The sequence below is a fragment of the Citrobacter sp. FDAARGOS_156 genome (genome assembly GCF_001559235.2).
Lineage (GTDB): Bacteria > Pseudomonadota > Gammaproteobacteria > Enterobacterales > Enterobacteriaceae > Citrobacter > Citrobacter youngae.
In genome coordinates, this window is record NZ_CP014030.2 from 3,290,048 (window position 1) to 3,312,623 (window position 22,576).

Genomic DNA, 22,576 nt, shown 5'->3' on the forward strand with positions numbered 1-22,576 from the left:
CTGAAATTAACGCGGGGTTAAGTTAACGCTGGCGATTTCTTCTTCGGTCAATGGACGGTATTCTCCGGGCGCCAGATCCTCATCAAGCTTGATGGCACCGATGCGTTCACGATGCAGTTCCACAACGTGGTTTCCCACGGCGGCAAACATACGTTTAACCTGATGATAGCGCCCTTCACTGATGGTCAAACGTACCTGAGTCGGCGTAATCACTTCCAGCACGGCGGGTTTGGTCAGGTCTTTCTCATTGTGCAACTGTACGCCACGGGCAAACAGTTCGGCGGTATCATCTGCCACTGGCGACTCCAGTGTCACCAGATAGGTTTTCTCACAATGGTGGCGAGGCGAAGTGATGCGATGAGACCACTGTCCGTCGTCGGTCATTAACACCAGTCCGGTGGTATCGATATCCAGACGCCCTGCCGCATGTAGTTTGTGCGCGACAGGTTCATCAAGGAAATAGAGCACAGTCGGGTGATCCGGGTCATCCGTTGAGCAAACATAACCCTGGGGCTTATTCAGCATAAAATAGCGCGGGCCATTTTGTTGAACCAGGGAATTACCGTCATATTCTACGTCGTGCTCTGGCAGTAGCTTAAAAGCGCTATTTCTGACGATTTCGCCGTCGACAGTAACACGGTTACCACGGATCTCACGCCCGGCAATAGCGCGGCTGACGCCGAGTTGCTGAGCGATAAATTTATCAAGTCGCATGAGTGTGATTTTGCCTGTAACAATACGGAAATCGGGCGTTATGCCCGAAAAGTGGAGCCGTTTTCCGCTCAGTATAACGAGCTAACAACTTCCCTCAAGGGAAAAAGATTCGTGGCATACTATACGCGAGACTGTTACATATTGTGAGCCCATGATTTTTACTCTTCGTCCTTACCAAAAAGAAGCCGTGGATGCCACGCTCAACCATTTTCGCCATCACCGTACTCCGGCAGTTATCGTCCTCCCCACAGGCGCGGGCAAAAGCCTGGTGATTGCCGAGCTGGCCCGCGTGGCGCGGGGTCGCGTACTGGTACTGGCGCACGTCAAAGAGCTGGTCGCGCAAAACCACGCGAAATATTGCGCGCTGGGGCTGGAAGCCGATATTTTTGCCGCAGGTCTGAAGCGTAAAGAGAGTCACGGGAAAGTGGTATTTGGCAGCGTACAGTCGGTGGCGCGCAATCTGGACGCCTTTCAGGGAGAATTCTCCCTGCTCATCGTCGATGAATGCCATCGCATTGGTGATGATGAAGAGAGCCAGTATCAACAAATCCTGACACACCTGACCAACGTAAACCCTCACTTACGCCTGCTCGGACTTACCGCCACGCCTTTTCGCTTGGGCAAAGGCTGGATTTATCATTTTCATTATCACGGAATGGTGCGCGGCGATGAAAAAGCACTGTTTCGCGACTGCATTTATGAATTACCGCTGCGCTACATGATTAAACACGGCTACCTGACGCCGCCAGAACGCCTCGACATGCCGGTCGTACAATATGATTTCAGCCGCCTGCAGGCGCAAAGTAACGGCCTGTTTAGCGAAGCGGACCTGAATCAGGAACTGAAAAAGCAGCAGCGAATAACGCCGCATATCATCAGCCAGATTGTCGAGTTTGCTCAGACACGCAAAGGGGTAATGATTTTCGCCGCTACCGTTGAGCACGCCAAAGAGATAGTCGGCCTGCTGCCTGCTGATGATGCGGCGCTTATCACCGGGGACACGCCTGGCGCTGAACGCGACGTGTTGATTGAAGAGTTCAAAGCCCAACGTTTTCGCTATCTGGTGAATGTGTCGGTCCTGACCACTGGCTTCGATGCCCCGCACGTCGACCTTATCGCCATTCTGCGCCCGACCGAGTCAGTTAGCCTTTACCAACAAATCGTTGGACGAGGGTTGCGCCTGGCGCCGGGGAAAACGGACTGTCTGATCCTTGATTACGCCGGGAATCCGCACGACCTGTACGCCCCGGAAGTGGGTGCGCCCAAAGGGAAAAGTGACAACGTTCCGGTACAGGTGTTCTGTCCTGCCTGCGGCTTTGCCAACACCTTCTGGGGAAAAACAACGGCCGACGGCACGCTGATTGAGCACTTTGGCCGCCGCTGTCAGGGATGGTTTGAAGATGATGACGGCCATCGCGAACAGTGCGATTTTCGTTTCCGTTTTAAAAACTGCCCGCAGTGCAACGCGGAAAATGACATCGCCGCCCGCCGTTGTCGGGAGTGCGACACGGTACTGGTTGACCCGGATGACATGCTGAAAGCCGCGCTCAGGCTTAAAGATGCGCTGGTTTTGCGCTGCAGCGGGATGGCGCTACAAAATGGGCAGGATGAAAAAGGCGAATGGCTGAAAATTACCTATTACGATGAAGATGGCGCCGACGTCAGCGAACGCTTTCGCCTGCATACTCCCGCGCAGCGTACAGCCTTCGAGCAACTGTTTATTCGCCCGCACACCCGAACGCCCGGCATTCCCTTACGCTGGATAACCGCCGCCGATATCCTCGCCCAGCAGGCGCTGTTACGTCATCCTGATTTCGTGGTGGCGCGCATGAAAGGTCAGTACTGGCAGGTCCGTGAAAAGGTCTTCGATTATGAAGGACGCTTTCGTCGGGCACATGAATTACGCGGTTAATCGTACTTTTGATTGATGTACCAGCCGTTTGAGTATAGAATCTCGCCCGCTTTTGCATACGCAAAGCAGATCACTTACCTGTTGCTGGGTCGCCTGTAGCAGGAATTATTAAAGAGAGATTTAAATGTTTACTATCAACGCTGAAGTACGTAAAGAGCAGGGTAAGGGTGCGAGCCGCCGCCTGCGTGCCGCTAACAAGTTCCCGGCAATCATCTACGGTGGCGCAGAAGCCCCGATTGCTATCGAACTGGATCACGATGCAGTTATGAACATGCAAGCTAAAGCTGAATTCTACAGCGAAGTTCTGACCATCGTTGTTGACGGTAAAGAAGTTAAAGTTAAAGCTCAGGCTGTACAGCGTCACCCGTTCAAGCCGAAGCTGTCTCACATCGACTTCGTTCGCGCGTAATCGCAAACAAGTTGAAGAAAAACCCCGCCAAGGCGGGGTTTTTTTATGGGATTTTGTAATCGATACTGATGGTTCTCGTCGACCGGATAAGGCGTATACGCTCTCACCCGGCAAACGGTTTTATTTCCCGCCCGACGTGCGACGCTGGAGCTGATCGCGCAGGTTCGGCGGCGTACCTTTGATGGTCAAAGTATCTGTAGCCGGATCCCAGAAAATACGTTCACCCAGTAACATGGCGTCGAAGTTGATGGTTAACCCACCGCCGCTTCCGGCAAATTTGGTTAACTGACGCAGCGTACTGCGATCCGCCGGAAAGCTCTCTTCCAGCTCGTAGCCTTTATCTGCGGTAAATTCGCTGAAGCTGACTTCACTGACGCCGGAAAGCTCTTTGGACAGCGACTCCAGCTCGATCTCTTCACCGGCTTGTAGCTGTTCGTTGCAGTAGCTGTACACCTGCTGACGCACGTTCTGGCGTTCAGCTTTATCGAGCTGCGCCTCGGCAGTAAAGTCGTCCACTGCCTGCAGCAGGCCACGGTTTTGCGCTTTGGCATTCAGACCTTCGCTGGCACCGAGGAAATCCATAAAGAAATCGGCGACTTTGCGCCCTACCCGCCCTTTCAGGAACGTCAGATAGCGCGTGGACTCCGGATTGGTTTCCCACTCGGTTAAATCAATACGCGCCACGATATCCGCATGATTGATGTCCAGATAGTGCGTCGGATTGATATCCAGATTTTCATTGACGCGCATGCTACTTAAATTGTTCAGCACGGCGACCAACAGATACTCTACCGCCAGATAACGGTAATGGCAGAACAGGACAATACCGCCGTCGGCAAAAGGATATTTCGCCAGCTCGTCCCGCAAGCGTCCGGTCGCGGCACGACTAAATGCCAGAAAATCCTCTTCACCCTGACGCTGTAAACGCAGCGTTTGCGCCAGTTCACTCTCTTCGCTAAACAGGCCATAGGCTTTATTCTTGGCGCTATACACCCGGTGCAGCTCAGCCATCATCTCGACAACCGTCGCTGTCGGTTCCAGTAATGAATCGCGCAAGACCAGCTCAAGGTTCTGCTCGTCACGTTTGATAAGCTGGTGCAGGGCAATCTGGTTGATATCCAGACTCATGATAAACTCTCCTTTTAGACCGGGCGGTATTCAACCACCTGCCGGGCAGTGACGCAATAGAAGATAAAAAAGCAGAAAAAAAACTGTCTGTACGGTAATATGTTGCCCTTTCATGAACAGACTGATTTCGATTTATGCCACAAATTTCCCGCTATAGTGACGAACACGTTGAACAACTGCTGAATGAGATGCTCAACGTACTGGAAAAACATAAGGCGCCAACCGATCTTTCCCTGATGGTATTGGGAAATATGGTGACTAACCTTATCAATACAAGCATCGCACCGGCCCAGCGCCAGGCGATTGCCAACTCTTTTGCCCGCGCATTGCAGTCTTCGGTAAACGACGACCAAGCGCATTAAGAGCCTGCTCCGGGGAAACGAACAACAGTTTATGGTAACTCATCGTCAGCGCTACCGTGAGAAAGTCTCCCAGATGGTTAGCTGGGGGCACTGGTTTGCCTTGTTCAACATTCTGTTGGCCATGGTACTCGGTAGCCGTTACCTGTTTGTCGCCGACTGGCCGACAACGCTTGCAGGGCGTGTTTATTCCTATGTAAGCCTGGTCGGACATTTTAGTTTTCTGGTGTTTGCCACCTATCTGCTAATCCTGTTTCCTCTGACGTTTATCGTCATGTCCCAGAGGCTGATGCGATTCTTATCAGCCATTCTGGCGACAGCAGGTATGACGCTGTTGCTCATCGACAGCGAAGTGTTCACCCGCTTCCACCTGCATCTCAACCCCATCGTCTGGGAGCTGGTCATTAACCCTGACCAGAATGAAGCGGCGCGTGACTGGCAACTGATGTTTATCAGTGTGCCAATCATTCTGCTAATCGAAATGCTGTTTGCGACCTGGAGCTGGCAGAAACTGCGCAGCCTGACGCGTCGCCGCCATTTTGCCAAACCGTTAGCCGCATTCTTCTTCATTTGCTTTATCGCCTCGCACGTGGTGTACATCTGGGCTGATGCCAACTTCTATCGCCCGATTACCATGCAGCGCGCAAACCTGCCGCTCTCTTACCCGATGACGGCGCGTAAGTTTCTGGAAAAACATGGTCTGTTGGATGCGCAAGAGTATCAACGCCGCCTGATTGAACAGGGTAATCCGGAAGCGGTCTCCGTCCAGTATCCGCTCAGTGAGCTGCGTTACCGTGATATGGGAACGGGTCAGAATGTCCTGCTGATCACCGTTGACGGTCTGAACTACTCGCGCTTTGAACAGCAAATGCCTGCTCTGGCAGAATTTGCCGGGCAGAATATCTCCTTTACGCGCCACATGAGTTCGGGAAATACTGCCGACAACGGGATTTTTGGCCTGTTTTATGGCGTTTCACCAAGCTACATGGACGGCATTTTGTCGACCCGAACGCCTGCCGCGCTAATCTCTGCGCTGAATCAACAAGGCTATCAGTTGGGATTGTTCTCCTCTGATGGCTTCACTAGCCCACTGTATCGCCAGGCATTGCTGTCAGACTTTTCGATGCCAAACGTGCAAACGCAATCTGATCAACAAACTGCAAGCCAGTGGATTAACTGGCTGGGCCGCTATGCGCAAGATGATAACCGTTGGTTCTCATGGGTTTCCTTTAACGGAACGAACCTTGATGACAGCAACCAGAAGAATTTTGCCAAACGCTACGCCAGCGCGGCGCAAGATGTGGATGCCAACATCAACCGTATACTCAGCGCCCTGCGTGACTCCGGCAAACTGAACAACACGGTGGTCATTATTACCGCGGGCCGGGGCGTGCCGTTGACGCAGGAAGAGAATAACTTTGCCTGGTCGCGTGGCCATCTACAGGTGCCTCTGGTTATTCACTGGCCGGGAACACCTGCGCAGCGTATTAATAGCCTGACCGATCATACTGACCTGATGACAACACTGATGCAGCGCCTGCTCCACGTCAGTACCCCAGCAAGCGAGTACTCACAGGGTCAGGATTTGTTTAATGCAACACGCCGCCATTACTGGGTCACGGCAGCTGACAGCAGCACCATGGCCATTACCACACCAGAGATGACGCTGGTGCTTAATAACAACGGTAATTACCAGACCTATAATTTACGCGGCGAGAAAATTAAAGATCAGAAACCGCAGCTAAGTTTGCTGCTGCAAGTGCTGACGGATGAGAAACGATTTATCGCTAACTGATTAATTATAAATCAGTTAGCAGTCCATCCTCTTGCATTCGTGGTGGAAAGCAGTAGTATTAGCAGCCATAAGTGTCGGCACGTAGCGCAGCCTGGTAGCGCACCGTCATGGGGTGTCGGGGGTCGGAGGTTCAAATCCTCTCGTGCCGACCAAAATTCCCCAAAAAAACCAACCTTCTACGGTTGGTTTTTTTATGCCTGTTTTCTGTATGGGGAAGCAATGGGGAATTATCGGGGAAAAACCCCGGCGCATATGTGAAGGATCTTTGGTGAATTTAGGAACCAGTGCATCGCTACGTTTATCGGCATTCTCCAGCTTGATAAGTCATTAGCAGTTGCTAATGACTTATCACCGTTCTTAATTTTCTCAACGGCCTTATCAAGTTTGTCTGAAGATGTTGCACAAAGGAAATTATTCTCAACAACAACTACTTACGATTATATTTTAGTACTTGTAAATAGAGCAGTAGCCAAACTCCTGCCCCTCCCCACACACCAACAATTGCACCAATTTTTCCAGCTAAGATATATTCCGAAAAGGGAACATCTCCTTTACTGATCAGCCAGGTACTAGCAACCATTCCAATAGAGAACGTAACTGCCAGTATAAACACCAACTTAATAAGTTCTAATAGAGGATGTTTCATTTACTATCTCCATTAGCTTCTTTTTGCGTCACATTGCCAGTCCATTCTGAGATTACAGAACCACCAAAACCACCCAGTATACCAGGGTATGGGCTCATTTGACCGCCCTGATATATACCGTATCCGATAGATTTTTCCGAATATTTCAGTGAATACTTACTGGCATCCATTCCTAGCTGATTTTTTATATACTGTGATTCAAACTTATTAGTAATTGAAGCACCAATATTATAGCCAAAACCTGTACCGGCCATACTGCCCACTACTGATGCGGTACTGTCCTGGCCTTCAATCTGACTGCTCATGTAAGCGCTACCGGCCCCTAACAACTGGTTAGCGTAATATCCTTTCCTGGCTGTACCTACACCAGTTAAGCCTGACATCATGAAACTGAGGTAATCGAACTTCTCACCGGTATTGCCGGTTGCAACCTGGACAGCCCCATTTGCTCCGTAACTCAGCCCGGCACTAACAAATTTTTCCGTCAGCGTGGCTGATGACGTTAACAACGAACCCGCTCCGGCAACCGTACCCCAATAATTTTCTGGCTCACCGAAGAAAGCCAGAGCTCTATCACCCTGTGACGTATTGCTATTCAGATAGTTTAAGTCGTAGCGGTTACCTTCAATGACGTAGTCCTTCACATCCGGGTTTTCCAGCGAACCATACAGCCAGCCAGGCCGACCTGCCGCGCTAAGTCCGCCCTCAATATTCCATTTATCTTCCCCGGACAGCGCCGTCAGAGGGTCGGCAGCCAAATCAATATGCAATTTCAGCCGGTTATCAGCACTAATTACAGCATACTTGTTCTGAATATCTCCGCATTCACGACCGGCTTTACGACAGGCAGTCATTTCTCTGTCAAAAGCATGAGCCTCGTCGTAGCTCAGATAGTTATTCTCAACCGCATTTTTCCCGGCCTGCGCCCCGGCAGCCGCCGACGCCGTACTGTCGCCCGACAAACCACCGGCCATCCCTGCTGATATCGTTGCCAGCGTGCTGATGGTCTGCTTCTGATCCTCACTCAGTTGCGACAGGTCAGTCACATCAGGATACAGCATACCTGCAATCGCCCTAGCCGCAAGTTCACCCGTTGCCGCCCCCGCTGCGCCCGCTGCCGCGCTGTTTCCCTGCATCGCCGCCACTGCGCCGCCCAGTATCGCGTGGGCAATAACATTTACCGCACTATTGCCCTCTGTCGATTTAAGCAGATGCGCGAGCTCCGGTGCCGATGCCCCCGCCAGCGCGGCCCCCATATCACCGCCAGCCAGATACGCGGTTTTGCTCCCCGTTCTCCACTTTTCCCAGCGCTGTTAAAGAACTTATAGCTGTGAAATCAAAAATCCTGACGTATGCTCGGGATCTATGTGTTAGCTCAAAAGCTCCATTGATACGTTGCCAGTATTAAAAAATTCCTTAAAAACACTGATAACAATATCAAAGTCTTTTGTAAGCTGACGTTCAGGCCAATAATCACCAAGTATCATCATTTCGGCATCAAGTTTAGAGCGATCCCAGTAACTTCTTATCTGATATTCATCTTCGAAGATCTCACCTAATGTTATTAGGTAAAAATTATTTTCTGTTCTTACCTGAAGCATTTCAGCTCCACTATCCACACTGGTTAGGGTATCAAGAGTTATGGAACCTTTTTTTCCCTGAAGTTGTTTCAACTGATTTAATATATCATCCCAGTTTGAAATCTGCTTATTTCCGCCAGTTCCATTTAGCGTCCAACTCATTTTAAAATTCATTTTAATCCCTGGCCTTGAGAGATTTCATTCCCGGCTGCCAATAGAGGACAGACCCAGTAGTCTCTTCATAGATTGTTAAAGATTTTAGCCCCGCTTTATCGGCCATAGCAGCTATATCACCGCGACAATAACCACATACAGGCTCTTTAGATACACTCATTGTCATCTCACGCCCTTGAGACATACCCTTTTCAAAAGCTTGTTGGATGACGCCCACTTCAGCATGAGCTGTAGCCATATTTCCATTAGGAAGAGGCTTGCCTTGCTTATCTATTTTAGCTTGGATTCTTCCATCAATGAGTGTTGGCTTATTCACATCTGCTAAGTTGGATGGTCTTGCACCCTGATTGGTATCAGTGAATTTAGCCCCGTCTACATTACCTTTCGCAACAACCTTGAGATTAGCATCAACGACTTTACTGAGCTGTTTTGCTGCCACTGAACCCAACACTGGAGTCACCGAAGCAACGATAATATCCATTCCCTGCTTCGTTTCGGCATAACCCTGAGCCGTCTGGCGATCAACACCCAGCACATCCATTGCATACTGCGTTAGTGCATCCTTCACCTGCTGCTGATTCTGCGCATCAACGCTGGTGATATTCAGCAGATTTACTATCTGGCCGTAAGCATCTCCGTATTGCTGGCTGGCTTTCGAGTTGTAGTTGCCGGTGTTCTCGTATTCACCTTTCGCAGCGATAACTTCCAGCCTTGCACCCGCACATGCTGCACTTCCGGCATTACCATTACCACAGGCATCAATGACTTTCTGGTCGCTGGCGATATCCTTTTCACGCAGCTCATTGATTGTCTGCTGTGCCAGCTCACGCTCTGCCGGGTCTTTGCTGTTGAGTTTGAGCTTCGCTAACTCAAGCTCTGTCTTCTCTGACACACTCAGGAAGTTATTCTCAACCGCATTCTTCCCGGCCTGTGCGCCTGCTGCTGCCGAGGTCGTACTGTCGCCCGACAGACCACCGGCCATCCCTGCTGATATCGTTGCCAGCGTGCTGATGGTCTGCTTCTGATCCTCACTCAGTTGCGACAGGTCAGTCACATCAGGATACAGCATACCTGCAATCGCCCGGGCCGCAAGTTCACCCGTTGCCGCACCCGCTGCGCCCGCCGCCGCGCTGTTGCCCTGCATCGCCGCCACTGCGCCGCCCAGTATCGCGTGGGCAATAACATTTACCGCACTATTGCCCTCTGTCGATTTAAGCAGATGCGCCAGCTCCGGTGCCGACGCCCCCGCCAGCGCGGCCCCCATATCACCGCCAGCCAGCCCCTGAAGCGCCGCCGTTGCCGCCTGAATCCCCCGCTGAATATCGCTGCCCGTACCATACTTCGCCAGTTCTTCCTTATACTTCGGCGTATCTTTCAGCTTATCCGCAGGCAGATTCGGATTGTCCCTGCGCGCCTCTTTCAGCGCATTTATCTCTCCCTGTGTTCTGGCAATATCCGCTGCCTGACCGCCAATATCACTGATGAGACTTACCGTCTGCAGCCGCTTCTGCTCTTTCTCTTTGTCAAAAATCGGGCTGATGCTGTCGTTCGCATGTTCCGTATCACGGCTCAGACCGGATACATCCTGCTGCTGGTTCGCTGTATCACGAACCGTAATTGTTCCTTCCGCTACCGCCGCCTGCGTAGTTCCTTCCGCATGCCCGCTGTTGCCTCCGGCTGATATCATCCCGCCAGGCATATTGCCTTTGAACGCGTCGCCGCCAAAAGAACCGCCGCCGCTCAGGCTGACGCCTGAATGACTGACCTTAAAATCCGCTTCGTTATGAATGTCCCTGAACCCCAGCGTTCCGGTATCCAGGCTGTTTTTGTCCCCCGTTGCCGTCGAAGCGATTACCGCGCCATCCAGTTGCGTGTGACGTCCCACCGTCACATCAAATCCGCCATCGCCGGCAAAAAGCCCTGTCTGCTCCTGAACCGAGTCATAAGTGCTTTTCATCTTGTCCTGGCTGGCGCTGATATAGCCCGAACCGGTCATGCTACCGAAGGTAAAACTGCCGCCTGCCGCTACGCTGTTCTGCTTCGATTTGTAGTCGTTGCTGTCCTGCTGGCTGCTCATCCACAGGTCGCGACCAATATCCGCGACCACTTTATCGCCGCTGACCTGCGCGCCATTCAGAAGGGCATCGCGACCACTGGTCATCGATACAATGCCACCGCTGTCCAGCGTGGTCTCCGTCCACGCCGTGCCGTTACCCTTCTCATGTCCTTTTGCCGCATTCACGCTGGCGAAGACGCTGATACCATAGCCATTACTTCCGCCGCCAATGCTGACCCCTACACCGCCGCCGCTGCTGCTATTTTTCCCGGTTGTCTGTTGAGTGTTTGCCGCACCGCTCAGTACGATATCATTCGCTGCTGCAAGCGTGGTGTCCCCACCCGCCTTTATCTGGCTGCCGCCGATCAGAATATCGCCGCTGTTCCCGCTCTGACCTTTACCCGTCGCCGTAATAGCCAGATTGTTGCCTGCATTCAGGGTGCTGCCTGCCACAGTATCACTCCGGGCATGCTGCTCAGACTTTGATTTCTGGGAAGTCAGAGAAATGCTGACGCCTATACCGTTATTCGGATCGCCGCCAGCCTGAGCAACTGCAACCCCCTGCGCAGCCTGCACGCCGGAAAGCGCCGCTTTCGTTGCCTTCAGAGCCGCAAGACGATCGTCACTCTCATCTTTCGCATCCTGCGCTGCTGAAACCGCGCTGTTCACCGCACTGCCCACAGCCCCTGACAACGCCACCGTCAGTCCGCTGGTTTTCTGCTCAAACTTCTCATCACGGGTGCGTTTGTCGTGTCCCGGTTCAATAAGTACACTATCGCCGCCAACAGCAATATCTTTCTGGGCGATGATATCCGCGCCGCCGATATGTGCCTGCTGGCCTGCGGTGATACTGACGTTGCCCCCCGTAGAACCGACCGTACTGAAGCTCTCGCTTTGGGTGGTGCCTTTTTCGCGCAGATCGTGCGTCGTTTTACTGCTACCGATGGTGAAGCCGATCCCGCCCGACCCCATCAGCCCGCTCTTTTTCGTCTCTTTAAAGCGCCATGAGGTATCCGTATTGGTGGCAGCAACGATATCCACATTGTTGCCAGCCCCCAGCGCCACATTGCCGTCACCGGCAACGGCTGAGCCCTGTACCAGAATGTTATTCCCGGCGGCGACAGTCACATTGTCCCCGCTCAGCAACGCGCCTTTTTCCCGCGTAGCACTGTCTTCTTCAATCGTATGGGTAGTCTTTTTACTGAGGAATCCTTTTTTGGTTTTCGTGGTTTCCTGGTAGTGATAATCGCTCTCTGTGGCGGTCGTGAGATTCACATCCCGGCCTGCCGTGACGCCGATATCGCCCTGCGCCGTAACATCCGCTGCCTGCGCACTCACATCGCGCCCGGCGATAATGACCGTGTCGCCACCGCTGGCAATTTCCGTCCCCTGCTGGCGTACGGCGTCATTGACCACGGTTTTCTTCTTCGCACGATAGCTGTTGCCGTCGGTTGTTGCTTCAGCCAGCAGGTTAACATCACGCCCGGCCAGCAGACCCACATCATTTTCCGCTGCCAGCCCGGCCGCGTGAGAATTAATATCCTGACCCGCTTTCAACACCAGATTGTCACCCGCTGAGACGGTGGTACGGGAAAGCCCGGTGCTGTGCGATTCACTGCCGCCGTTACGGCTATTCTGCTGAGTGGTGGCCGCATTCAGACTGAGATCGTTACCCGCTGTAAGCTGAGCATTCCCCCACGCGTTAACATTGCTGGCGGTGACGTTGAGGTTATTCCCGGCATTGATACCGAGGTTACCGCCCGCGCTGATGGTGCTCCCCTGCCAGTCCACGGACGAACGACCGGTCTCAGTGACCCTGCGTCCGGAATGGCTCCGGGCATCGTTAATCTGGTTGGCATTTACCGCAATATCCCCCCACGCATCCATCAGCAATGAGCCACCCGCAGAGAGATTCGCGCCAGTAACGGAGATATCCTTGCCTGCCGAGAGCGACAATCCGTCCTGCGCGGTAATGGACGCCACAGAACCTAGCAACGTATCTTTAAAGCTCACATTGCGGTATTTGTCCCTGGCACTTACATCAATCTGCTCCGCCAGCGTCAGGTTATTGATGTTGCCGCCCAGGCTTTCCAGCGTCACCGTTTTTCCGCTGATAGCGGAGCTGACGTTGTTGATATCGCCAGCCGCACTCAGCTCAAGGTTGCCCCCGGCCTGCATCAGACTATTGTTAAGGTTGCTGATGCTGTTCTGACTGTCGAGAGTGAGATCGTTTCTCGCCAGCAGCGTACTGCCAGCGTTGGTGATATTCCCGCTGGTAAGCTGAACATTATTCCCGGCAATGACGCTACCGTTGCTCACCGTGATATCTTTCGGCGAGAGATACAGCTTCGGTATCATTACCGTCTCACCGTTGACGGTCGCGGCTTCCCACCACAGCATGCTGTGCTCAAGGGACGCTATCTGATCGGCCGTCAGGGCCACCCCAAATTTCAGCCCCAGCGACTGCTGGGTACTGGCAGCGCTGTCCATCAGATAACGCATCTGCTCCAGGTCAGAACCTATACCGTTGATGTAACGACTTCCCGTCTTATTCAGCATGGCGTTACTGACATAGCGGGTATCGAACGCCGCATCACCGAGGAAACGGTAGTCATATTCCGGGTTCAGTTTGAGACGATCGAGCATATAGGCCGATCCCAGAAACTGGTTTTGATCGGTATACGCAACGTTAGTTTCACGCGGCGCTTCGCCCGGTTTGATACCCAACATGGCATTCAAATCACCAAACAGGCTGGGATCGAGTTGACCAAGGCCATTCAGTTTCGGGTTGACGTTGATCAGGTACGGGCTTTTCGGATCGTCGGAGACGACGAAATAACCGTTCTTTCCGGAAGGCAACGGATACGCACTGGTATCCACCGTTTTGCCCTGATTTTGCCCGGCGGTATTCACGCCCTTCTCGCCTGGGTTAATCAGGCCATTGAGTTGACCGAGGCTGGCATCACCTTTCTGCGTGGTAGAAACAGAACTGAGCGTGGCGTCTGATACGCCACCGCTTTCCAGCGCGCCGCCGCCGGTAATCTGCTGTAATGCATCCTGCAGTTGGTCGTTCCACTGTGGGGAGCTGACGCTCACCGTGTCATTGCCTGCCAGCGCCTGCTTTTGCACCCCATTACTGAGGGTTTGGTTGCTGAGAGTGTTGAGGGTTGGGGTAACGATGGTATTGCTAACCCGTCCCCCACCAGAGGTTGTGTTTTCGTTGCCAATAGAAGTAGCAAACCTGGCATTTACATTACCGCCAGCCTGAATCACCGAACGGTACGTTTCTCCGCCTTCCTGAACACGGTCATGCCCTTCCAGGGTAAATGTTATTGTGCGTTCTTTAGGAAGCACAATAGTTTCACCTTTACTGTTTCTCCCCTCGTTATAACGCGGAGGTAAAACATCAACATTATCTACAGCAAACTGTTTATTGGAATATTTCTCTGGGTTATAGGTATAAACCAGATAATCAGTAAGCGTCCCAGACTGCCAGCTCTGGTTATTTAATGTGCTTCCTGAAAGGTCGATATTATTGTTTGCCAGAATAGTACTGGCTGCGTTATCCAGCGCATTTGCATCAATTGACAGATTTCGCCCTGATGAAATACGAGCTGCACCGCCAGAGCTGGAAACCTCTGTTTTTACCCGGCTGGAAATGAATTTCTGCGTCGCCGTGTCTTTAAACGGTGCGTAGTAATACTGGTAATAACGACGAATATTACAGGAGGCATTTGCACTACAGGAGCTGGTTTGTCTCTCATAGGAGTAACCATTAACGCCATAAGTACCTTCTGCCATCTGACTGATATCTATCGCAGCAGTCGCATCACCTATCCCTGGAATACTGTTTGACCCAGCTATTTGTGTCTGGTTTGCTTTCAACCCATCCCGCTGGTTCAGCAGATGCCCGGTTTTGATGGTGATATCACCGTTCTGGGTTTCGATATTGCCGGAGGTGTTGACCACTTCGCTGTTGGCATTTCCCGCCGCATCTCGCTGCATCCACAGATTGTTGCCTGCGAGGATATCGCCGCGCTGGTTGGTAATGGTGTTGGCATAAAGCGCCAGATTATTTGCCGCGTACAACAGCGCCGTATTAACGATAGCGCCTGGTGCATTGAGCGTCAGAGAACCACGCGTGCCGGTGAAACCATCGACTGAAATATTACCGCGACTGGTCAGCGTAATATCCCCACCACCCTGTAACGTTCCGGCGGCATTGAGCGCCACGTTGCTGCCGCTGAGGTGACTCGCACCGTTGCCCGTTGTGATTTGCCCGTTATTGCTGAGCTGCCCGCCCGCCGTCAGGTTGAGCGACTGCCCCTGAAGCACGCTACGGTTGTCGATAGCACCCTCGCTGGTCATGGTCAGCGTTTTACCCGCGGCAAACGCGCTTTGCGCAGTAAAGCCATTCACCAGCTTCAGCGTCAGATTACCCAGCGCAACCACCTGCCCCAACGCATCCAGCCCGTGGCTTTCAACGGACAGGTCGCCACCACTGAACAGTTTGCCTGCTGCATTCTGATTAACCTGGCTGGCATTAACACTCAGTTGCGAGTTGCCCAACAGCGTACCGTTATTCGTCACCTGCGTGTATTTCACCGCCAGCTGACCGGCCTGTGTCGTTCCCTGGTTGGTAAAATTGTTACCTGTAAGCGTGGCGCTGTCGGCCAGCCAGTTCCCGCCATTGGTGGCCGTTGCCGCATTCAGAATGAGGTTTGTCGCCTGTAACCAGCCTGCGCCGGAATACTGCGGCGTGGTCAGCGTCATTCCCGCGCCGGAAAGCAGTTTACCGTCATTGAGCGCGCGAGCTGTGGCGTTAAGATGGGTCTCTCCACCGCTCTGCATTAAACCGTAGTTGGACAGCACTGGAGTAGAAAGCGTCAGCCCCTGACGGCTGACAATCTCCCCGGAAGCCTGGTTTATCAAATCGCCGCTCAGCGACAGCGTTGCGCCATTATCCCCTTGTAGGCGTCCGCTGTTGGTCAATGCGCCGGACGTCATGCCCAGCGTCGCACCCTGAATTTTGCCCTCGTTGGTGACTGACGCCGCAGTCAGATCCAACGCGCCGCCGCTCAGCATACTGCCCGCTTTCTGCTGCCTGACCGCGCCGTTCATGGCAAGCGTGAGCGCATTTACGCCGCTAATTGCCGCGCTGTTATCGAGGGTTGCCCCCTTCAGCGTAAGATTTTTCGCCGTCCATTGCCCGGCGTTAGTCAGAGAAAGCGCCTGTAGCGTCGCGTTACCCAGCGCGGTAATTTTGCTGCCCGCCGCAGAAGTCAGGTTATTCGCGAGCGTAAGCTGCAGGGCGTCGGCGCTGTGTATTGCCCCATTGTTTGTCAGCGCTTGCGCATTGAGCAGAATCGACTGCCCCTGCCATGTGCCATTATTCGTCACATCGCCAGAAGTGAGTTTCAGCGTTCCCTGCGTCAGCAGTGAACCACCTGCTGCGTTAATCAATTCCTGTTGCGGTGAAGCCATCGCCATGCGCGCCATCAGACGCTGACGTGCTTCCAGCGTCAGGCTTTGCAGGCCGGTCAGCGTGCCCTGGTTGTGGATCCGGTTTTGCTGCAGGGTCAGGGTATTCCCCTGTACCGTGCCGCGGTTATCAAGCTGTGCGCCGTCGAGCGTTACGTCGCTTTCGCTGAGCAGCTTTCCGCTGTTATCAAGCTGCTGCGCGGTCAGTGACATTCCGCCATGACTCATCATGTCGCCTGACGTGGTAAGGCCGTTGTTTACAGTCGCCGTCAGATTACCCAGGCTTATCAGCGAGCCTTTGTGCAGCCAGTCATCAGCGGTCAGCGTAAGCTGCTGCCCCTGCAGCGTGCCCTGCGTCGTGATATTGCCGACATCGAAGGTCAACGCGCCGCCGCTCAGCGTACGGGACGTTATACCCGTCGTGAGCACATCGCCAGACAGCGCAAGCCCGTTCGTCCCCTGCCAAAGGCCTGTATTGTCTAACGTCGAGGCTGCAAGCGTCAGCCTGTCACCGGCAATACGCCCGGTGCTGTTGATATCATCAGCCGTCAGCGTCAGTGCACCGCCACTTTGAATGTATCCAGGGTTGATAAGTCGCCCGGATAGCTTGCCTTCCAGGCCATGTAAACCGTTAAGCACGCCGCTGTTATTCAGCGAGTCGGCAGTGAATGTCAGGACATCGCCCTGCAGTACACCGGCGTTTTCCATCGCACTGGTATGCACCAACAGCGCATTACCGGCCAGCCATTTACCAGTGGCATCCGTGGTGAAGGTATTCGCAGAAACCGAGGTACTGTCATTACCCTGAACCAGACCGCTGTTACGGATGGATTTTCCATCCAGAGTGACACTTTTCGCCGCCAGCGTACCGCGGTTATCCAGAGAGGCGGTATTTATCGACGCCCCCTGTTTCGCCACCAGGTTACCCTGGTTTTCAACTGAGTTTGCCAGCGTCAGATCCAGGGAATCGGCCTGAATATCACCGGCGTTAATTAATGTGCTGCCGCGCAGCGTGAAGTCGGTATTCGTCAACAGCAGACCGTGGTTTTCCAGCGTGTCGAGGCCTAAATCCAGCCCCGCGCCGCTAACCAGTTGTCCCTGCTGACCATTAAACAGATTGCGGGTGGTGAGCTGTAGCACCGAATTACCCTGCACAGTGCCGTTATTCATAAGCTCCGGCGCGGAAATGCTAAGGGATTTTGCTGCAATCGTTTTGTCGTTAAACAACTGCGCTGCAGCCAGTTCGAACAGATTCAGACTGCGCAGCGCTCCCTGATTGTCCAGTCGCTCGCTGGCAGTGATCTTCAGGCTATTCTGAGCCTGAATACTGCCGCCGTTCCGCAGAATGTCCAGCGTAATCGCCGCAGTTCGGGCCTCCAGTTGGCCATCGTTGTCGATACGCTTTCCGCTAAGATGCAACTCTTCGCCGCCGGTCACCTGCCCGCCAGCAAGGTTAGTGAAGCGATTGCCATCCCAGCCGAGCATCTGATTCCCCTGCAGGATCCCGCTGTTACTGAGATCGCCGTGTAATGCCAGCACCTTCGCCGCCAGCAGTCCGCCGTTATTCACGCTGGCGGCATGCACGGTCATACCCTGTTGGCTGAGTACGTTGCCCTGATTCGTGAACACGTCGTGTACCGTTGCCGTTACCCCTGTTTCACCCAACGCATTACCGCTGTTTTGCCACGTATTTGCTTCCAGATTCAGCGTGCTGCCCTGCAGCAAGCCGGCGTTGTGGAGGGTCTGATTCTTCAGACTTAATTCCCCCACCGACAGCACATTGCCGTCGTTATTCACGTCCCGACTGTTCAGCACAAGCGTATCGGCGGCCATGAGTCCGAGGTTATCTGTCTTCTGTCCGTTAACAGATAATGACGTGTCCGCCAGCAGGCGCCCCGCGGTTTCGTTTTTTACCGTCGCATATTCACTTTGCAGATCAACGCCGTTAATTTCTCCGCCATTAACCAACTGGCGACCGTTGAGGTGCAATGAACCGTCGGTAGTAATCAGCCCATGGTTGGTCAGATACGGTATATCCAGCGCCAGAGAACGCCGGGCATAGAGCGAACCGCCGCTAAGGTTATCTAACGTATCAATCTGCAGATCCAATGCCGCGTTGCCCTGCATCAGACCGCTATTCACAACATGCTGACTGTGAAGAGCTAGCGTTTCGGCTACCAGAGAGCCGCTGCTGGTGAAAAGTTCAGGGGCAATAATCGAGATGCGTTCAGCGCTGGCGCTACCGCTATGAGTCAGCGTCGCCGCGCTGAGCATCAGGGTATCGGCCAGCAGTTCACCCTGGTTATCAACTGACTGCTGCGCGCTGAAACCAACGCGTGTCCCGGTGGATTTTCCGCCATGACTGAGCCTGTCCGCCGTTACGTCCAGCAAACCTTTTGCCGCCTGTACACCGTCCAGCGTGACGCTGTTGCCGGTAATCGCAAGGTCCAGACCACTCTGCAGATGGCCGTCCTTGCCAGTAGTCAGCTGCTTTGCGCCCACGTTAAGCGCACCAGCGGCATTAACCTGACCGTTCAGGTTCAGGTTTTGCGCAGCGTTTAACTGTATGCCCTGTTGCCCGGCGATCAGCGAATCTTTCGCGGCGGTGAGGTTCTCAGCATTGACTGTCACCCCCCGGCTGCCAGAGAGGACGCCATATTGTTCAACTGTCGCGGCCTGCACCGTTAATGAGCCATCAGAGAGCAACGTTCCACCGTTTAGCAGCGTGGCATCTGCCCGGATATCCGCATCGTTTTTCGCGCTGAGGGTGCCCTGTTGGTTCAGCGTTGTTGTCTGTACTGAAAGCAGGCCACCGCTCGCCAGTGTGCCCCTATTTTCCAGCGACCCGCTATGGACCGATACGCTGTTACCCTGCATCAGCCTCCCATTTTCGAGGCGGGTTACCGACGCATCAAGATGGCCGTTCGCAGCCAGTTGACCACCATTCACGAGGTAGTCACCGGAAAGAGACAACGCGCCTCCCGCATTGACCTGTCCCTGGTTGTTCATTTCGCTACCGGCCAGGCTTAATGCTCCTTTCGCATCGGCCCGACTGGCGTTATCCAGTGCTATGCGCTGTGCCTTCAGCGTGAGTCCGTTACCTGCAGAGAGCAATCCCCCTTTAGCCGACAGATTGCCGTGACTGTTAAGGCTAACATCAGCATCACTCCCCAGCGTGGAACGGGTCAGCGTCATCCCATTAGTGCCCGCGACATCCAGTTTTTCTTTACTGGTCAGGCTGCCGTCGGTGATTGTCAGCAAACCGTTACTACGCAGTGAGGTGTTTTTCTGGCTAACCAGAGTGGTTGCGGCAATGGCTACATCCTGTTTAGCCGTAATCTGCAACTCTCCAGCTGCGGCAACCCCGCCACCATCGATCGTCATCTTGCCATCGCTACCCAGCAGCATGCCTGCACCACTGGAGAGATTTGCACCTTGTAGCGCTAACGCCCCGGTGCTGTTGATGGCCATCCCGCTTGCGGTCTTATGACTACCGGTCAACGTGACACCTTCTCCCCTGGCAGAAAGACCACCGTTTGCCAGACTGTTGCCGATCGTTAATTTCCCGTTAGCATTGAGGGTGATATCACCCTGGCGGGCATTCAGATCCCCGAGGTTGACCCCCAGCCCTTTCTCGCTGGAGACCAGATGAATACGGTTAGCGTACATCCCACCTAATGCGCCAGTGTCTACCGCGATTTTCGGTGCTTCTCCTTCGCCATTCAGCGGGCTCGTCTGGCCATTCGCCGCGATGCGATTCGCGCCAACGATAACATTCAGATCTTTGGCGTGTAGCGCTGCGTTAATTTCCGTGGCGCGGGCAATAATTGACACCGCATCGCTCTGGCTTCCATCCAGCCCTTTGCCTTCAATGGTAATGCTGCCTTTGCTCACATCCAGCGACTGCAGGTTACCGTTAGCATCCAGCACCGGTTTACCGGTAGTCAGTGTGGCGTTAGGCGTGTTGATAAACCCGCACCCGTTACAGGTAATGCCGTAGGGGTTGGCGACCATGACGTTGGCGGCTTTCCCCGCGACTTCGGTATAGCCCTGTAGCTGCGAACGGTTAGCGCCGGTAACTTCGTTGATGATCCCTGATGCTTCCTTTCCGGGACGCAGGTTCGGGTTATTCTGGACGATGCCGCCGAGCTGGGTTTGGGTAAATTGCCCGGTCGCGTTGTTGAGGATCAGTCCCTCTTTTCCCACGTTGTAGTCGTTATATTTGTTGTGTGAAATCCCGGACTGGTTCGGCGTGGCAATATTCACCACCGGAACACCATTGGCGGCTTTATCCATCTGCGTATTGCCTTCAGGCGTGATGGCGGCAGCCATCGCCGGGAGCAGTGGTTGGGTAGCCAGCAGGAAACTCAACATGCCACTTAGCAAACGCTGGGAGAAACGAACCTGATCCTTTTTCATCATCCTTGTTCCTTAAAATGCCACCGCAACGCGGTAATACACATTGAGATGATCCGGTGCCAGCCAGTCCGGATAATTCACCGGTGTTCCTACGGTAAACTGACTGGAGAACCAGCGCCCTGAGCTGGTTAATCCCAGCGCGGCCCCCCACAACGTGCCAGAGGCATACCTGTCAACGCTATCTTGTTTCAGCCAGCCGCCGTCGAATGCCGCTATCGCGCCAATCTGTCCCAACACCGGCAGCGTAAAAAGCGAGTAATTCACTTCGTTGCGCCAGTAGCCGCCGTTATCTCCTGAAATGTATTGTTCTTTATAGCCGCGTACCGATGTTTCACCGCCCAGCGTCAGGCGTTCGCTGCCGTAAAGGCGGTCCGGTGACCATTGAAAATAGAGGCTGCTCAGCCACCACAGTTTTTCTGTCAGCGGGCGCTGAAAACTGCCGCTGACGCTCCATTTTCGAAATTCTGCCTTTGGCACATCACCTTGTTTATCATTGTCATCCTCTGCGCCAAACCACGGCACGCCCTGGGTGAATGTGGGGTTAAACGTCGCAACGCCGGACGCAATTTTTTGCGTATGGTTGATACCCAGCGAAACGCTGGAAAGCTTGCGGCTACTGGTTTCCAGCAGCACATCGTTCAATCTGTTACGGTTGATTCGATGCGTGAGACCCAGCGATGCTGCGGTTTTGATATCACCGTTGCGAAACAAAACCCTGGAGCCGGTCAGACGATGGGTTTCACTGTCACCGGTGGAGCGCCAGGAGTAGCCATTGTTATTAATGGTGCTGAGATAGTTACTCCAGCTGTAGCTGTAATCCAGCAATCCGTAGCCGTAAGGAACACTCACACCAGCAGCAACGTTCTGCGCATCTTTACTGCTGGAAAAATCGCTGCTACGCCCGCCGCTGATAAACCATTTATCCGCCAGCCCAAGCATGTTATTGAAAAATAATGCCCCGCTCAGTTGTCCGGTTCCGGTACTCTTTTGTCCGCTGTTATCAAAACTGACGGAGCCGTTAACGGGGAATTCAGGCGTGGCGCTCAGATTAATTATTGATAACCCCTGCTGGCTGCCCGGCAAAATTTCAATTTCCACCGGCGTCTGGCGAACCCGGTTCAACTGCTCCATACCCTGTTCAATGTCACGCAGATTGAGAATCTTTCCTTCCAGCCCAGGAAAGATCATTTTCAGCGTACGCGATGGGACACCTTCCAGACGTATTTGCTGCAATTTTCCCTCAAGCACCGCAATGTGCAGCACCCCAGAGGAGAGATCCTGTTCGGTTAAAAAGGCACGACTGGTGATGTAACCTCGGCTGATATACCAGTCGGAAATTGCATTTGTCAGTTCCGTCAGGCGAGGAATATCCAGGCATTGATTCACCCACGGCGCGGTAAGCTTTGCCGAGGCAGCGACGGACAACTTCGTTGCGCCGTCAATATCAATGCGCGAAATCATAAAACATGGTCCTTCAGTCCGGGCTGGCGTTTCCGGCGTGACGGCTTCGGGCAGCGTAACGCTACGCTCCAGCTCTTCACGCTGGCGCTGGTTTTCATTAAGTAGCTGCTGTTGTTGCTGCTGAATGGTATTACGATCCGCAGGAGAGAGTAGTGCGGCAGAAACCGTTGTGAACGGCAAAACTAACATCCCAATCAGTAATGCCAACTTTCTTTCATCCCTGAACTTCACCCTACCCCCCAAAAAGTACGAAACCGAACCTGGCTGTACGACTCTTGCCAAAAAAGCACAAAATGCAAACAAAAGTAAAGGCAATAAATGCGTTTTCACTTTATTCCTATTGCATTTTAGGATTTTTTATATTCTTAAGTTAAATTACTCTATTGGCCCAATCCCATAGCTAGTCGCCCATTTGCAGGAAGATCGCGGGGATGAGTATGTC

Annotated in this window: 10 protein-coding genes, 1 tRNA gene and 2 pseudogenes; 5 read left to right on the forward strand and 8 right to left on the reverse strand. The window is 53.3% G+C overall.

All coding sequences use genetic code 11. The annotated features are described in order from the left end of the window. Window positions 1-6 precede the first annotated feature (6 nt). Window positions 7-714, reverse strand: a complete 708-nt coding sequence (gene rsuA / locus AL515_RS16215) for a 16S rRNA pseudouridine(516) synthase RsuA (RefSeq protein WP_061068181.1) — start codon at window positions 712-714, stop codon at window positions 7-9. A 151-nt stretch (window positions 715-865) separates the two neighbouring features. Between rsuA and AL515_RS16225 the strand changes: the two genes are divergently transcribed. Further along, a complete protein-coding gene (locus AL515_RS16225; protein ID WP_061068182.1) occupies window positions 866-2,626 on the forward strand; it encodes a DEAD/DEAH box helicase in 1,761 nt (586 codons plus the stop codon). Window positions 2,627-2,750: 124 nt separating this feature from the next. Beyond that, window positions 2,751-3,035, forward strand: a complete 285-nt coding sequence (gene rplY, locus AL515_RS16230; protein WP_003027502.1) for a 50S ribosomal protein L25 — start codon at window positions 2,751-2,753, stop codon at window positions 3,033-3,035. Window positions 3,036-3,155: 120 nt separating this feature from the next. Here the strand turns inward: rplY and yejK are convergent, their stop codons facing one another. Continuing rightward, complete coding sequence (gene yejK / locus AL515_RS16235; RefSeq protein WP_005129293.1) at window positions 3,156-4,163, reverse strand: nucleoid-associated protein YejK; 1,008 nt, start codon at window positions 4,161-4,163, stop codon at window positions 3,156-3,158. A gap of 134 nt (window positions 4,164-4,297) precedes the next feature. On the opposite strand from yejK, the gene AL515_RS16240 reads away from it, so the two are divergent. The 3 genes from AL515_RS16240 to AL515_RS16250 all read left to right on the forward strand — a co-directional run bounded on the left by AL515_RS16240 (window position 4,298) and on the right by AL515_RS16250 (window position 6,469). After that, a complete protein-coding gene (locus AL515_RS16240) occupies window positions 4,298-4,525 on the forward strand; it encodes a YejL family protein (RefSeq protein WP_003027506.1) in 228 nt (75 codons plus the stop codon). A gap of 31 nt (window positions 4,526-4,556) precedes the next feature. Further along, window positions 4,557-6,317, forward strand: a complete 1,761-nt coding sequence (yejM, locus tag AL515_RS16245) for an LPS biosynthesis-modulating metalloenzyme YejM (RefSeq protein WP_061068183.1) — start codon at window positions 4,557-4,559, stop codon at window positions 6,315-6,317. A gap of 75 nt (window positions 6,318-6,392) precedes the next feature. Then, window positions 6,393-6,469 (forward strand) — tRNA-Pro (locus AL515_RS16250). 97 nt (window positions 6,470-6,566) lie between these two features. Here AL515_RS16250 and AL515_RS24145 read toward each other — a convergent pair. The 6 genes and pseudogenes from AL515_RS24145 to AL515_RS16275 form a co-directional block, all read right to left on the reverse strand. After that, a pseudogene (locus tag AL515_RS24145) lies at window positions 6,567-6,739 on the reverse strand (VENN motif pre-toxin domain-containing protein); the annotation flags it as partial. 5 nt (window positions 6,740-6,744) lie between these two features. After that, entirely contained in the window at window positions 6,745-6,963 is a 219-nt protein-coding gene (locus tag AL515_RS16255) for a hypothetical protein (RefSeq protein WP_061068184.1), read from the reverse strand. A gap of 833 nt (window positions 6,964-7,796) precedes the next feature. Continuing rightward, window positions 7,797-8,234, reverse strand: a pseudogene (locus AL515_RS23650) (VENN motif pre-toxin domain-containing protein); the annotation flags it as partial. A gap of 99 nt (window positions 8,235-8,333) precedes the next feature. Continuing rightward, window positions 8,334-8,717, reverse strand: a complete 384-nt coding sequence (locus AL515_RS16265) for a DUF6911 family protein (protein ID WP_061068185.1) — start codon at window positions 8,715-8,717, stop codon at window positions 8,334-8,336. Between the two features lies 1 nt (window position 8,718). Beyond that, window positions 8,719-20,673, reverse strand: a complete 11,955-nt coding sequence (locus tag AL515_RS16270; protein ID WP_225807944.1) for a hemagglutinin repeat-containing protein — start codon at window positions 20,671-20,673, stop codon at window positions 8,719-8,721. Window positions 20,674-20,685: 12 nt separating this feature from the next. Beyond that, a complete protein-coding gene (locus AL515_RS16275; RefSeq protein WP_061068840.1) occupies window positions 20,686-22,323 on the reverse strand; it encodes a ShlB/FhaC/HecB family hemolysin secretion/activation protein in 1,638 nt (545 codons plus the stop codon). Window positions 22,324-22,576: the final 253 nt, after the last annotated feature.

Excerpts from the sequence above, each read along its gene's own strand:
- rsuA (WP_061068181.1), bottom strand. The coding sequence starts at position 714 with ATGCGACTTGATAAATTTATCGCTCAGCAACTCGGCGTCAGCCGCGCT.
- AL515_RS16225 (WP_061068182.1), top strand. The coding sequence starts at position 866 with ATGATTTTTACTCTTCGTCCTTACCAAAAAGAAGCCGTGGATGCCACG.
- rplY (WP_003027502.1), top strand. The coding sequence starts at position 2,751 with ATGTTTACTATCAACGCTGAAGTACGTAAAGAGCAGGGTAAGGGTGCG.
- yejK (WP_005129293.1), bottom strand. The coding sequence starts at position 4,163 with ATGAGTCTGGATATCAACCAGATTGCCCTGCACCAGCTTATCAAACGT.
- AL515_RS16240 (WP_003027506.1), top strand. The coding sequence starts at position 4,298 with ATGCCACAAATTTCCCGCTATAGTGACGAACACGTTGAACAACTGCTG.
- yejM (WP_061068183.1), top strand. The coding sequence starts at position 4,557 with ATGGTAACTCATCGTCAGCGCTACCGTGAGAAAGTCTCCCAGATGGTT.
- AL515_RS16255 (WP_061068184.1), bottom strand. The coding sequence starts at position 6,963 with ATGAAACATCCTCTATTAGAACTTATTAAGTTGGTGTTTATACTGGCA.
- AL515_RS16265 (WP_061068185.1), bottom strand. The coding sequence starts at position 8,717 with ATGAATTTTAAAATGAGTTGGACGCTAAATGGAACTGGCGGAAATAAG.
- AL515_RS16270 (WP_225807944.1), bottom strand. The coding sequence starts at position 20,673 with ATGAAAAAGGATCAGGTTCGTTTCTCCCAGCGTTTGCTAAGTGGCATG.
- AL515_RS16275 (WP_061068840.1), bottom strand. The coding sequence starts at position 22,323 with ATGTTAGTTTTGCCGTTCACAACGGTTTCTGCCGCACTACTCTCTCCT.